General features: G+C 73.4%; 11 protein-coding genes. 9 read left to right on the forward strand and 2 right to left on the reverse strand.

Annotated features, from left to right (window positions below):
- Positions 1 to 165: 165 nt before the first annotated feature.
- The 9 genes from ACFY7C_RS18790 to ACFY7C_RS18830 all read left to right on the forward strand — a co-directional run bounded on the left by ACFY7C_RS18790 (position 166) and on the right by ACFY7C_RS18830 (position 7,247).
- Positions 166 to 969 (forward strand): crotonase/enoyl-CoA hydratase family protein, encoded by an 804-nt coding sequence (locus ACFY7C_RS18790; protein WP_389651359.1) that lies wholly within the window; start codon positions 166 to 168, stop codon positions 967 to 969.
- Between the two features lie 101 nt (positions 970 to 1,070).
- Complete coding sequence (locus ACFY7C_RS18795; protein WP_389651361.1) at positions 1,071 to 2,036, forward strand: Zn-ribbon domain-containing OB-fold protein; 966 nt, start codon at positions 1,071 to 1,073, stop codon at positions 2,034 to 2,036.
- Entirely contained in the window at positions 2,033 to 3,106 is a 1,074-nt protein-coding gene (locus tag ACFY7C_RS18800; RefSeq protein WP_389651364.1) for a thiolase domain-containing protein, read from the forward strand. The genes ACFY7C_RS18795 and ACFY7C_RS18800 overlap by 4 nt, the downstream gene beginning before the upstream one ends.
- Positions 3,099 to 4,265, forward strand: coding sequence for a thiolase domain-containing protein (locus ACFY7C_RS18805; protein ID WP_389651367.1), 1,167 nt, complete (start codon positions 3,099 to 3,101; stop codon positions 4,263 to 4,265). The genes ACFY7C_RS18800 and ACFY7C_RS18805 overlap by 8 nt, the downstream gene beginning before the upstream one ends.
- 87 nt (positions 4,266 to 4,352) lie before the next feature.
- Positions 4,353 to 4,595, forward strand: a complete 243-nt coding sequence (locus tag ACFY7C_RS18810) for a DUF397 domain-containing protein (RefSeq protein WP_389651370.1) — start codon at positions 4,353 to 4,355, stop codon at positions 4,593 to 4,595.
- Positions 4,596 to 4,626: 31 nt separating this feature from the next.
- Positions 4,627 to 5,022, forward strand: a complete 396-nt coding sequence (locus tag ACFY7C_RS18815; RefSeq protein WP_389651372.1) for an ACT domain-containing protein — start codon at positions 4,627 to 4,629, stop codon at positions 5,020 to 5,022.
- Positions 5,023 to 5,162: 140 nt separating this feature from the next.
- The gene (locus ACFY7C_RS18820; RefSeq protein ID WP_389651374.1) at positions 5,163 to 6,161 is read left to right on the forward strand and encodes a hypothetical protein; all 999 of its coding nucleotides are present in this window, start codon (positions 5,163 to 5,165) and stop codon (positions 6,159 to 6,161) included.
- 202 nt (positions 6,162 to 6,363) lie between these two features.
- The gene (locus ACFY7C_RS18825; RefSeq protein ID WP_128978357.1) at positions 6,364 to 6,864 is read left to right on the forward strand and encodes a hypothetical protein; all 501 of its coding nucleotides are present in this window, start codon (positions 6,364 to 6,366) and stop codon (positions 6,862 to 6,864) included.
- A gap of 17 nt (positions 6,865 to 6,881) precedes the next feature.
- Positions 6,882 to 7,247 (forward strand): RNA-binding S4 domain-containing protein, encoded by a 366-nt coding sequence (locus tag ACFY7C_RS18830; RefSeq protein ID WP_389651377.1) that lies wholly within the window; start codon positions 6,882 to 6,884, stop codon positions 7,245 to 7,247.
- 45 nt (positions 7,248 to 7,292) lie between these two features.
- On the opposite strand, the gene ACFY7C_RS18835 is transcribed toward ACFY7C_RS18830, so the two are convergent.
- A complete protein-coding gene (locus tag ACFY7C_RS18835) occupies positions 7,293 to 9,491 on the reverse strand; it encodes a germacradienol/geosmin synthase (RefSeq protein WP_389651380.1) in 2,199 nt (732 codons plus the stop codon).
- A 168-nt stretch (positions 9,492 to 9,659) separates the two neighbouring features.
- On the reverse strand, positions 9,660 to 11,594 hold the full coding sequence (locus tag ACFY7C_RS18840) for an N-acetylmuramoyl-L-alanine amidase (protein ID WP_389651383.1): 1,935 nt from the start codon (positions 11,592 to 11,594) through the stop codon (positions 9,660 to 9,662).
- Positions 11,595 to 11,712 lie beyond the last annotated feature (118 nt).

Genomic DNA, 11,712 nt, shown 5'->3' on the forward strand with positions numbered 1-11,712 from the left:
ACTGACCCGTCGGTGACTGGCGCGGTCATTAGAGCGCCGACGGGCGGAGGTGGGAAGGGGGCGCGCAGAAGAATCTGACTGAGTGTCAGAAAACTATTGAAGTGAACTCCGCACTCCTGCAACCTGTTCCAGAAATGCCAGACGGCACCGAAGAGGGAGACGCCCATGGGCGGCAGCACCGAGCACCTCGACGTGCGGCGCGAAGGCGCCACACTCGTCCTCACCCTGAACCGGCCCGAGGCCAGGAACGCGCTGTCGCTGCCGATGCTCGTCGGCCTCCACGACGGCTGGCTCGCCGCCGACGCCGACGACACCGTCCGCTCGGTCGTCCTCACCGGCGCCGGCGGCTCCTTCTGCGCGGGCATGGACCTCAAGGCCCTCGCCGGCAAGGGCATGGCGGGCGAGGAGTACCGCGACCGCATGACCGCCGACCCCGATCTGCACTGGAAGGCGATGCTGCGCCACCACCGCCCCCGCAAGCCCGTCATCGCCGCCGTCGAGGGCCCCTGCGTCGCCGGCGGCACCGAGATCCTCCAGGGCACCGACATCCGCGTCGCCGGCGACACCGCCACCTTCGGACTCTTCGAGGTCCGCCGCGGCCTCTTCCCGATCGGCGGCTCCACCGTCCGCCTGCCCCGGCAGATCGCCCGGACCCACGCCCTCGAAATGCTCCTCACCGGCCGTCCCTACACGGCCGACGAAGCCGCCCGCATCGGCCTCGTGGGCCGCGTCGTCCCGGCCGGCACCGCCCTGGAGACCGCCCTGGAGATCGCCGAACAGATCAACGCCTGCGGCCCGCTCGCCGTGGAGGCCGTCAAGGCGTCCGTCTACGAGACGGCGGAGATGACCGAGGAGGAGGGCCTGGCGGCCGAACTGAAGCGTGGCTGGCCGATCTTCGCCACCGCGGACGCGAAGGAGGGCGCGAGGGCCTTCGCGGAGAAGCGCGCCCCGGTCTACCGCCGGGAGTGACCCCCCGCGCAGCCCGCCCCGCGCTTCCCGTCCCGCGTCCGTCGCCGTCGCGCGCTCGCGCCCCCCGGCCCCCGCGAGCCCCGCCACCACCAAGGAGCCCCATGACCGCCACCCCGGAAACGCTCCGCGCCCCCCTCGTCGTCGAGTTCCCCTTCACCCGGTCCCTCGGCCCCGTCCAGTCCGCCTTCCTCACCGGCCTGCGCGAGCGCACCCTCCTCGGCGTCCGCACCGAAGCCGGGCGCGTGCTCGTCCCACCCGTCGAGTACGACCCCGAGAGCGCCGCCGAGCTGCGCGACCTGGTCGAGGTCGACGCCACCGGCACCGTCACCACCTGGGCCTGGAACCCCGAACCCCGCCCCGGCCAGCCCCTCGCGACCCCCTTCGCCTGGGTGCTCGTCCGCCTCGACGGCGCCGACACCGCCCTGCTGCACGCCCTCGACGCGCCCGGCCCCGACGCCGTACGCACCGGCATGCGGGTGCGGGTCCGCTGGGCGCCCGAACGGCACGGCGCCATCACCGACATCGCCTGCTTCGAGCCGTACGACGGCGCACGCCGGGAGACGCCGCCCCGCCCGCACGACGGCCGCTTCGACGAGCCCGTCACCGGCATCGTCGCCCCCGCCCGCCTCGACTACACCTACAGCCCCGGACGCGCCCAGACCCGCTACCTCCACGCCCTCGGCGAACGCCGCACCGTCGGCGAACGCTGCCCCTCCTGCGCCAAGGTCTACGTCCCGCCCCGCGGCGCCTGCCCCACCTGCGGCGTCGCCACCACCGACCGGGTCGAGGTCGGCCCCCGCGGCACCGTCACCACCTTCTGCATCGTCAACATCAAGGCAAAGAACGCCATGAACGACGCCATCGAAGTCCCGTACGTCTACGCCCACATCGCCCTCGACGGCGCCGGACTCGCCCTGCACGGGCGGATCGCCGGCATCCCCTACGACCAGGTGCGGATGGGCCTGCGGGTCGAACCCGTGTGGAGCGACGACGGGCGCTACCCCGACCACTACCGCCCCAGCGGAGAGCCCGACGCCGACTACGACACGTACAAGGAGCTCCTGTGACAGCAGCACGCCGGGACGTCGCGATCGTCGCCTTCGCCCAGACCGACCACACCCGGCGCTCCGACGAACTCTCCGAGGTCGAGATGGTCATGCCGGTCCTCCACGAGGTACTCCGCCGGACCGGATGCAAGACCTCCGACATCGGCTTCACCTGCTCCGGCTCCTCCGACTACCTCGCCGGCCGCGCCTTCTCCTTCACCATGGCCCTCGACGGCGTCGGCGCCTGGCCGCCGATCTCCGAATCGCACGTCGAGACGGACGGCGCCTGGGCGCTGTACGAGGCCTGGGTGAAGCTCCTCACCGGCGAGGCCGACACGGCGCTCGTCTACGCGTACGGGAAGTCCTCGGCCGGCTCCGTGCGCGATGTCCTCACCCGACAGCTCGACCCCTACTACGTCGCACCCCTGTGGCCCGACTCCGTCGCCCTCGCCGCACTCCAGGCGCGGGCCCTGATCGACGCCGGCCACACCGACGAGCCCGCGCTCGCGGCGATCGCCGCCCGCAGCCGCCAGGACGCCACCGCCAACCCGCACGCCCAGCTGCCCGGCGCCCGCCCCCAGGGCGACCACGTCGTCGCGCCCCTGCGCACCGGCGACTGCCCGCCGATCGGCGACGGCGCCGCCGCCGTGATCCTCGCCGCCGGCGACCGGGCCCGCGAACTGTGCGCCAGGCCCGCCTGGATCACCGGCATGGACCACCGCGTCGAGGCCCACTCCCTCGGCGTGCGCGACCTCACCGACTCGCCCTCCACCCGCCTGGCCGCCGAACGGGCCGGAGCCTTCGACCCGTCCGCCGCACGGCCCCTCGACACCGCCGAACTCCACGCGCCCTTCACCTCCCAGGAGGTCGTCCTGCGCAGGGCGCTCCGCCTCGGCGACGACGTCCGCGTCAACCCCTCCGGCGGCGCGCTCGCCGCCAACCCCGTGATGGCCGCGGGACTGATCCGCCTCGGCGAGGCCGCCGACCGCATCCACCGCGGCGCCTCCGACCGCGCCCTCGCCCACGCCACCTCCGGGCCCTGCCTGCAACAGAACCTGGTGGCCGTCCTGGAAGGGGACCCGCATGCCTAAGGAACCCGTGGTCGTCGTCGGCATCGGCCAGACCAAGCACGTCGCCGCCCGCCGGGACGTCTCGCTCGCCGGACTGGTCCGCGAAGCCGCCGTACGCGCCCTGGAGGACGCCGAGCTGACCTGGGCGGACGTCGACGCCGTCGTCATCGGCAAGGCCCCCGACTTCTTCGAGGGCGTGATGATGCCGGAGCTCTACCTCGCCGACGCCCTCGGCGCCGTCGGCAAGCCGATGCTCCGCGTCCACACCGCCGGCTCGGTCGGCGGATCCACGGCCCTGGTCGCCGCGAACCTGGTGGCCGCCCGGGTCCATCGCACCGTCCTCACCCTCGCCTTCGAGAAGCAGTCCGAGTCCAACGCCATGTGGGGCCTGTCGCTTCCCGTCCCCTTCCAGCAGCCCCTGCTCGCCGGCGCCGGCGGCTTCTTCGCCCCGCATGTGCGTGCCTACATGCGGCGCACCGGCGCGCCCGACACGATCGGCTCCCTCGTCGCGTACAAGGACCGCCGCAACGCCCTCAAGAACCCCTACGCACACCTCCACGAGCACGACATCACCCTGGAGAAGGTGCAGTCGTCCCCGATGCTGTGGGACCCGATCCGCTACTCCGAGACCTGCCCGTCCTCCGACGGCGCCTGCGCCATGGTCCTCACCGACCGGGCGGGCGCGGCCCGTTCGCCCCACCCGCCGGCCTGGATGCTCGGCGGCGCGATGCGCAGCGAGCCGACGCTCTTCGCCGGCAAGGACTTCGTCTCCCCGCACGCGGGCCGCGACTGCGCCGCCGACGTCTACCGGCAGGCCGGGATCACCGACCCGCGCCGTCAGATCGACGCGGTCGAGATGTACGTGCCGTTCTCCTGGTACGAGCCGATGTGGCTGGAGAACCTGGGCTTCGCGGAGGAGGGCGAGGGCTGGAAGCTCACCGAGGCCGGGGTCACCGAGATCGGAGGCGACCTGCCCGTGAACCCCTCCGGCGGGGTGCTGTCCACCAACCCCATCGGCGCCTCCGGCATGATCCGCTTCGCGGAGGCGGCGCTCCAGGTGCGCGGGCAGGCGGGCGAGCACCAGGTCGAGGGGGCGCGCACGGTGCTCGGTCACGCGTACGGAGGGGGCGCGCAGTTCTTCTCCATGTGGCTGGTCGGGGATCGGCCGCCCGCGGTCTGAGGTCTGTCCGCGCCGCGGACCGGTCGCTACGCTGAGGCCCGGACGTACAGCGCAGTGTGACGATTGCGACGCGAGGGGAGAACGGACGTGGCGGACAGCACCGTGACCCAGCACGCCTGGTCGGGGCAGGACCTGCCGGACCTCGACCTGTCGGGGGCCGACTGGCGCTCCGGCAGCCAGGGGGTGGGCGACGTCCAGATCGCGTTCGTCGAGGGCTTCGTCGCGATGCGGAACGGGCGGCTTCCCGAGGCGCCGTCGATCCTCTTCGGCCCGGCCGAGTGGCGGGCGTTCGTGGCCAACGCCCGCGAGGGCGAGTTCGACCTCACCTGAGGCGGGGCCGTCGCCGCCTAGGGTGGCGGCCATGCACCCAGAGCGCGATCTGACCCGGCTGCTCGCCGGGATGCGGCCGGAACTCCACCCCGGCCGCTACGTCTTCACCACCGTGGCCGGTCCCGCCCCGGCGGGTCTCGCCCCCGTCGTCACCGTCGCCGAACGCGAGGGCCTGACGATGGTCGTACGCCTGGAGGACGCCGACGCGGCCTCGCTGGCGTACGACTACGTGGCCGGCTGGATCACCCTGCGGGTCCACTCGGCGCTCGACGCGGTCGGCCTCACCGCGGCCGTCGCGGGAGCGCTCGCCGACGCCGGCATGAGCTGCAACGTCGTCGCCGGCTACCACCACGACCACCTCTTCGTCGAACACGCCCGCGCCGACGAGGCCTTGGCCGTCCTGGAAGCGCTTGCCCGGCGCGTCTGAGGCTCCTTCACATCACCTTCACCATCATCCTCCGTACGGGCGCGCCCCGGCGTACGCTGGGTCCTTCAGGGGGCATCCGCCCCGGACGCACCCCTCGTGCGCCGGGCGTGCGCCCTCAGTGTGGGGGGGTGGGGTGAACCATGGCAGCACACACCGACGGACCGGCCGGCCAGGGCTTCCGTCGCTTGGGGCAAACGACCGAACGCGCCGCGGTCGAGGAGGAGGCGCACCGTCCGACGGGCCGCGCCCCGGACGGCGTGCCGGGCCGGGACCGGACCGGCGCGCACGCCGACGACGCCTTCCGTCGTGGCAGCCGGACCGCCGTCTCCGGGCCTGGCTTCGGAGCCGTGGAGCCCGCCGCCCGGAGCCGTGACCGGGCCCTCGACCACGGCCTCGGCCAGGGCCGCGAATCCACCGCCGAACGCGCCCCCGCGTCCGCGAAGGGCAGGGGCCTCGTCGCGCAGATCGGACGGTTCGGCACCGCCGCCGTCCGGCTCGCCTGGGCCTGCGCCGTCCTCGGCGCCGACGCCTCCCCGCGGCTCGCCGGCGCCGTCGCCGGACTCGGCGGGGACGAGGCCGCCCGGTGCGCCGAACGACTGCGCGCCGCCCGTGTCCTCGCCCCGGCCGAGCCCGGAACCGAAACCCTCGCCTTCGTCCACCCCCACCTCGCCACCGCCCTCAACGACGCCATCCCCGCCGCCACCCGCGTCGCCCTGCACGGCCAGGCCGCCTGGTGCGTCATCGACGCCGGACTCGGCTCCACCGCCGCCGCCCGCCACCTCATGGAGACCCACCCCGACGCCGACCCCTGGGTCGTACGACATCTACGCGCCGCCGCACGGGAGGCCCTGCGGGCCGGCGCCCCCGAGACCGCCCGCCGCTGCCTCGCCCGCGCCCTGCGCGAACCCCCCGACCGCGGCGAGCGCGCCGCCGTCCTCCACGAACTGCGCCGCGCCACCCTGCTCACCGCGCCCGCCACCGCCGTCGACCACCTCCGCGCCGTCCGTGCGGAACCGGCCCCCGGCGCCGTCCACCGCCACTCCCGGCTCCTCGCCCCCGGCGACCGGCCCGCCACCGACGCCCGCAGCCGTCCGCGCACCCAGCCCGAGAGGTTCCTGCGGGACGCCACCCGCGCCTGAGACCTCTGAGGCGCCCCTGCCGCCGCCCGCCCGGGTGCGCCCTCCGAGGTCGGCCGGGCGCTCCGCGTCACCGCCCGAAGGGCTCCCGCGACGCCGAGCGGAGCAACCGGCCGCGCCGGCCCGCCGACGGGAGCCGACCGGCCGGACCCGCGACCCCGCCCCGGCGCGCCGCATCCCGCGCCGGGGCACGTACCATGGCGGTATGTCCTTCCTCCGCCGCCGTAGCGCCGCCACACCCGCGGGCCCGGACTTCGACGTCCTGGCCATGGACCCCGGGGACTGGCCCGGCAATCTCGGCGCCGGTCTGCTTCCGGCACCCGACGGCAGCTGCCAGGGCGTCTTCCTCCGTTACGACCTGTTCGGCGGCCGCGGCCCCGCGATGATCATCGGCAACCTGCCGGAGGGCTCCCCGGCGCGCGAGCTCGCCGAGGGCCAGGTTCCCTTCGAGGTCGCCCAGCTGCTCGCCGCGCTGGAGAACGACGAGCCGGTCGAGGTCGTCGACAGGGAGGACGTGCCGGTGATGCAGGGCGACAACCTGCTCATCGTGCGCCGCCTCAAGCTTTCCGAGAGCCGGATCTCCTGCGTGCAGTTCGACCGCAGCGACAACGTCCTGGTCACCATCGCGAGTTGGGACCGGCCCATCACCGACGACCTGTACGCGCTGCTCAAGCCGCTGCCCGCCGAGCTGTTCCAGCAGGGCTGACCGGGAGGCGGGGGCCGATGAGCGCACGCGTCGACAGCTGGATCTGGGCGGTCCGGCTCACCAAGACCCGTTCCCAGGCCGCCGCGGCCTGCCGCGCCGGACACGTCAAGGTCAACGGGGAGCGGGCCAAGCCCGCCCAGCCCGTGAAACCGGGCGACGAGGTCCGCGTCTTCCACGGCGGCCGGCAGCGGATCGTCGAGGTGAAGCAGCTGCTCACCAAGCGGGTCGGCCCGGCCGTCGCCGCCGAGGCGTACGTCGACAACAGCCCGCCCCCGCCGCCGCGCGAGGAGATCGTCGTGGCCGGTGTGCGCGACCGCGGTGCCGGCCGCCCCACCAAGCGCGACCGCCGCGAGCTCGACCAGCTCCGCGGACTGCGCCCGTAAAACGCACGCGGTCCGCCCCCGACCGACGGGGGCGGACCGTACGCCTCACGGCACCAGCGCACCGAACGCGGACGCGAGCCGGGCCGCCGAGGTGCCGAGCCCCCTCGGGCCGCGGCGCAGCAGCGCCGTACCGCTGCCCGCGTGGACGTCCTCCGCCCCGTAACGCCGCACCTTGCGGTGCCAGTTGAGGATGCCCGCCAGCCAGTCCTCCAACTCCCGCAGATATGCCCCGAAGGCGGCACGCCCCTTCTCGCCGAGCCCGAAGTCCTCGTACAACAGCGGCACTTCGTGCTTCTTCACATGCTCGTACTGGCGCAGCCGACCCCGCATCAGGTCGTCGACCATCGCCACCGCCGTCGGGTAGTCGCAGTCGAAGAACGTCTGCAGCACCAGCACGCCGTTGTGCACCTCGCCCTCGACCTCGATCTCCTTCTGGTACGAGAAGAGGTCGTTGAGCAGGGCCGCGTAGTCCATGACCGAGCCCTCGAGCGCCCGCACCGTGCCCGAGCGGAAGAGCTCCGGCGGCAGCTCGGCGGCGTGCCGCAGCCGGCACAGCGACATGGTCAGTTCCGAACCGAAGGTGCTCCGGCGCATCTCGATGTAGTCCACGGGGTCGGGCACCCGGTGCTGCGCCTGGTTGTGCAGCTCCCACAGCCAGCTGTCGAGCATCGCGTCGACCGCCGTGCGGAACTGGCTGCGGGCTTCGTCGGTCATCGGACCGGCCGTCCGCGCCCACAGGTCGGCCAGTGAGCGTTCCATCGGGTTCACCGCGAGTGCCGTCCCGGCGGCCGGTTCGTCCAGCGGCATACACGCCTTGAACCGGCTGGTCTGCTCCTTCGCGCCGAGCAGGTTACGCGAGCGCCCGAAGACGAAGGGGTAGTAGTCGTCCCCATAAGTGCCCCAGGTCAGCCACTGGGCGCTGAGGACCAGCTCCTCCAGGCCGGCGTCCGGGTCGAGCCCCGCCGAGCAGAGGGCCAGATCGAAGCCCTCGGCCATCGGCCGGTCCCAGATGTCGTCGAGCAGTCCCATCGCCTCCGCCCAGTCGAGGGACCGGCGCCGGGCCTCCTCGTGGTGCGGGTTGAGCGTCAGCGGGTACGGCAGGTCGAACTCCGGAAGCAGCGAGGGCCCCACCTTCCGGTGCGGTACGTGGGTGAGCGAGCGCAGCCGGCTCACGGCGGGCCGGCCGAAGAGGTTCCGGATGTCCAGGGCCGAGGTGCCGATCACCCCGTCCGTCCGCGAAGGGCCGCTCACCATGCCCTCGTTCATGTAGCGGCTGGAGCGCATGTGCCACTCGTGGCCGCCCGACTGCCAGTCCTGCAGGCCCTTGGTGTACGCGGCGACGGCCGCGGCCTCCCCGGGACCCAGGCCGTGCTCCAGGCACAGCGCCGGCACCTCGGTGAGCGCGGTGTTCTCGAACTGCTGGAGCCGCGAGGTCAGCAGGTCGTTGACGGCCTCGGCCGCCTCCTGCGTCGTACAGCCGAGGAACTTCTCCAGGACGAGGACGCCGTTGCTGTTCTCGCCCTCGTCCTCGACCTCACGCTGGTACGAGAACAGGTCGTTGCGCAGATGGACCGCGTCGGAGAAGGCGTCCCGCAGCACGCGCAGCGGCCGGGAGTGAGCGACCCGCTCGGGCACCTCGGCGCCCGCCGCGTACTCGACGAGCCCCGCCGACCAGGGGGCGCCGCCCACCTTGCGGCGCATCTCGATGTACTCGACCGGGTTGGCGATCCGCCCCTCGTTGATGTTGTCGAGCTCCCACAGCGACTCGTACAGCAGGTGCTCCGTCGCCTCGGCGAAGCGCACCCGCCAGGCCGCCGACATCGACGGCACGGTGCGCCGCCACAGGTCCGCGAGGCCCGCCTCCACCGGATTGGTCGGCTCCGGCATCCCCGCCGCCGGATCGGCGGGCATGAACAGCGGCAGCCGGTCGAGATACGCCTTGCCGCCGGCCCGGTCCTGGGTGCGCTTGAAGATCTCCAGGAAGTGGTCGTCGAAGAAGAACACCCAGGTGTACCAGTCGGTGACGAGGGACAGGGCCCGCTCGTCGCAGTCCGGATGGGTGTAGGAGCAGAGCAGCGCGTAGTCGTGGGACTGGAGGTCCTCCTCCTCCCAGATGCCGGAGCCCTCCAGCATGCCCATCTGCCGAGCCCAGTCGCATGTGTGCGTGCGGGCCGCCTCCACATGGGGATTGAGCCGCGCCGGATACGGGACGTAGAAATCCGGCAGAACGAAGGGCTGAGCCATGCCAGGGAGGCCTTTCGGTGAGCGTGGGGTCGTCCGGCCGAGCATTACCCCTCGACCCCCGCGCTCACGCGAACACCGGAATAGTCATATGAACGCCGGGAGATGCCGCCCGGACCGCGATCCGGCGGCGCCTGGGTCCCACGGCGCGGGTTTCGGTCCCGCCTCTCCTCAGCCCTGGGAAACCCGCACGTCAGCGGCCTTCACGAAGGCCACCCGATGGCCGAACTGGATCTCGTAGTACTCCTCCCGGCCGCGGACGACCTGGTGACCCGAAGGGTCGAACACCGGCGCGAAGTAGTACTCGCCCGGAGTGCGTCCGCCCACCACGTACCGCTGACCGGCGAGCAGCCGGTACGGCAACGGGGACACCGACTGCACCGGAACCCCCGCGGGGTAGGCCGAGGCCTCCGGATACGCTCGCCCGTACACCGGCACCGACGCCAGGCCCTCCCTCGGGGTCAGCACCTCGCCGCGCGCGTTCACCGCCGTCGGCTCCTCCTTCGGATTGTGGAACCACGCCTTCTGCCCGAGGTACCAGATCGCCGTCCACTCTCCCCGCCGCTCCGCCACCGCATAGCTCTGACCCGTCGAGGCACGCGCCCCCGTGTCGTTGACCCCGGTGGTCGAATCCTGCCCGCCCGGCCGCAGACCGATGTCCTTCACCAGCGGCGCGTCGGCGCTCGGCGCGGTGTGCAGGCGCACCGCACCGCTCCCGTGCGGCGCGCACGCCTCCCCGGCCTTCACGCACCCCGTGTACACCGGCCGGTGGGAGGCGTAGTCCGGGCGGATCGTCACCACCCCGGCGTCCGGGCCCGCGCTCGGCGTGATCGGCCGGCCCAGCAGCCGGAAGTAGTGCGCCCAGTCCCAGTACGGACCCGGGTCGGTGTGCATGCCCCGGATCGTCGAGGTGACCGTCCCCGGCACGTTGTCGTGACCCAGCACGTGCTGCCGGTCCAGCGGGATGCCGTACCGCTTCGCCAGATGGCGCACCAGACGCGCGGACGCCCGGTACATCGCCTCCGTGTACCAGGAGTCCGGCGCGGTGAGGAACCCCTCGTGCTCCAGACCCACCGACTTGGCGTTCACGAACCAGTTGCCCGCGTGCCAGCCCACGTCCTTCAGCGGCACGTGCTGCGCGATGTGCCCGTCCGAGGAGCGCAGCGAGTACTGCCACGACACGTACGCCGGGTTCTGCACCAGCTTCAGGGTGGTGTCCCAGGTCGCCTCGGTGTCGTGGATCACGATGTAGTCGATCGACTGCGACACCGGCCGGTCCGCCTTGTCGTGGTTGCCGTAGTCGCCGTCCCCGAACTCCTCGTACGGCGCCGGGATCCACTCGCACGCCACCGTCGCGGGGCACTCCACCGGCCCCTTCGCCGGCGCCCGCAGGCCCAGCGCGGCCAGCTGCCCGGTGTCCGGCGCCACGTCCGGATCGGCCGGCAGGGTCACCAGCTGCCCGCTGTCCGTGCGGCGCGACTGGCCACCCCGGATCACGTCGAACACCTCGTCCGCGTACACCGCCGCCGTGCCGGTGTCCTCCGCACCCGAGTAGCGCGCCACCGCCCCGTACCAGTCGGCCGGATCCGTACTCGCGGGCAGTCCCGCCTCGCGCTGCGCCGCCGCCAGCAGAGCCGCACCACCCTCGATGTTCGCCGCCGTCGTGGTGCGCAACTCCTCGGCCGACCGGCCCGACAGCGCGGCGGCCCGCTCCAGCGTCCGCAACCGCGCCGGCAGCTCCGCCGCCGCGGGCAGCGGCGCCTCGGCCCCCACCCGAGGTGCCCGCGCATCGTCCCCGCGCGCGTCCTCCTCGCCCTCCGAGTGGTGCGGCGCCTCGGCGAGCGCGCCCGCCGCGTCCGTCAGATGCATCGGACCGTAGCCGCCCGTCACACTCGGCGCGCCGCCGTGGGCGTCCCAGCGCGACTGGAGATACGACACGGCGAGCAGCACGCTCGGCGGAACACCGTGCCGCTCGGCCGCCGCCGCGAACTGCCCCTGGAGCGAACCCGCGACGGGCCCCTCGGCGGTGGCGGACGGCGCGCCGGACAACAGGGGGAGGAGCAGGACGGCGGGTGCGACCCGTCTGAGGGAGGTGGAACGGAGCAAGGCAGCCTCCAGGCACGGATGGGGGAGCGGGGGCGTGCGGAACCGAACCCGTACAGGGGTAGCCGCTCCCGGACCATCCGTCAATCACCCCTCGTTGTCGGCGATTTCCCACGTCAGA

This window comes from Streptomyces sp. NPDC012769, assembly GCF_042901205.1.
Taxonomy (GTDB): Bacteria; Actinomycetota; Actinomycetes; order Streptomycetales; family Streptomycetaceae; genus Streptomyces.

Excerpts from the sequence above, each read along its gene's own strand:
- ACFY7C_RS18815 (WP_389651372.1), top strand. The coding sequence starts at position 4,627 with ATGCACCCAGAGCGCGATCTGACCCGGCTGCTCGCCGGGATGCGGCCG.
- ACFY7C_RS18795 (WP_389651361.1), top strand. The coding sequence starts at position 1,071 with ATGACCGCCACCCCGGAAACGCTCCGCGCCCCCCTCGTCGTCGAGTTC.
- ACFY7C_RS18835 (WP_389651380.1), bottom strand. The coding sequence starts at position 9,491 with ATGGCTCAGCCCTTCGTTCTGCCGGATTTCTACGTCCCGTATCCGGCG.
- ACFY7C_RS18790 (WP_389651359.1), top strand. The coding sequence starts at position 166 with ATGGGCGGCAGCACCGAGCACCTCGACGTGCGGCGCGAAGGCGCCACA.
- ACFY7C_RS18825 (WP_128978357.1), top strand. The coding sequence starts at position 6,364 with ATGTCCTTCCTCCGCCGCCGTAGCGCCGCCACACCCGCGGGCCCGGAC.
- ACFY7C_RS18805 (WP_389651367.1), top strand. The coding sequence starts at position 3,099 with ATGCCTAAGGAACCCGTGGTCGTCGTCGGCATCGGCCAGACCAAGCAC.
- ACFY7C_RS18820 (WP_389651374.1), top strand. The coding sequence starts at position 5,163 with ATGGCAGCACACACCGACGGACCGGCCGGCCAGGGCTTCCGTCGCTTG.
- ACFY7C_RS18830 (WP_389651377.1), top strand. The coding sequence starts at position 6,882 with ATGAGCGCACGCGTCGACAGCTGGATCTGGGCGGTCCGGCTCACCAAG.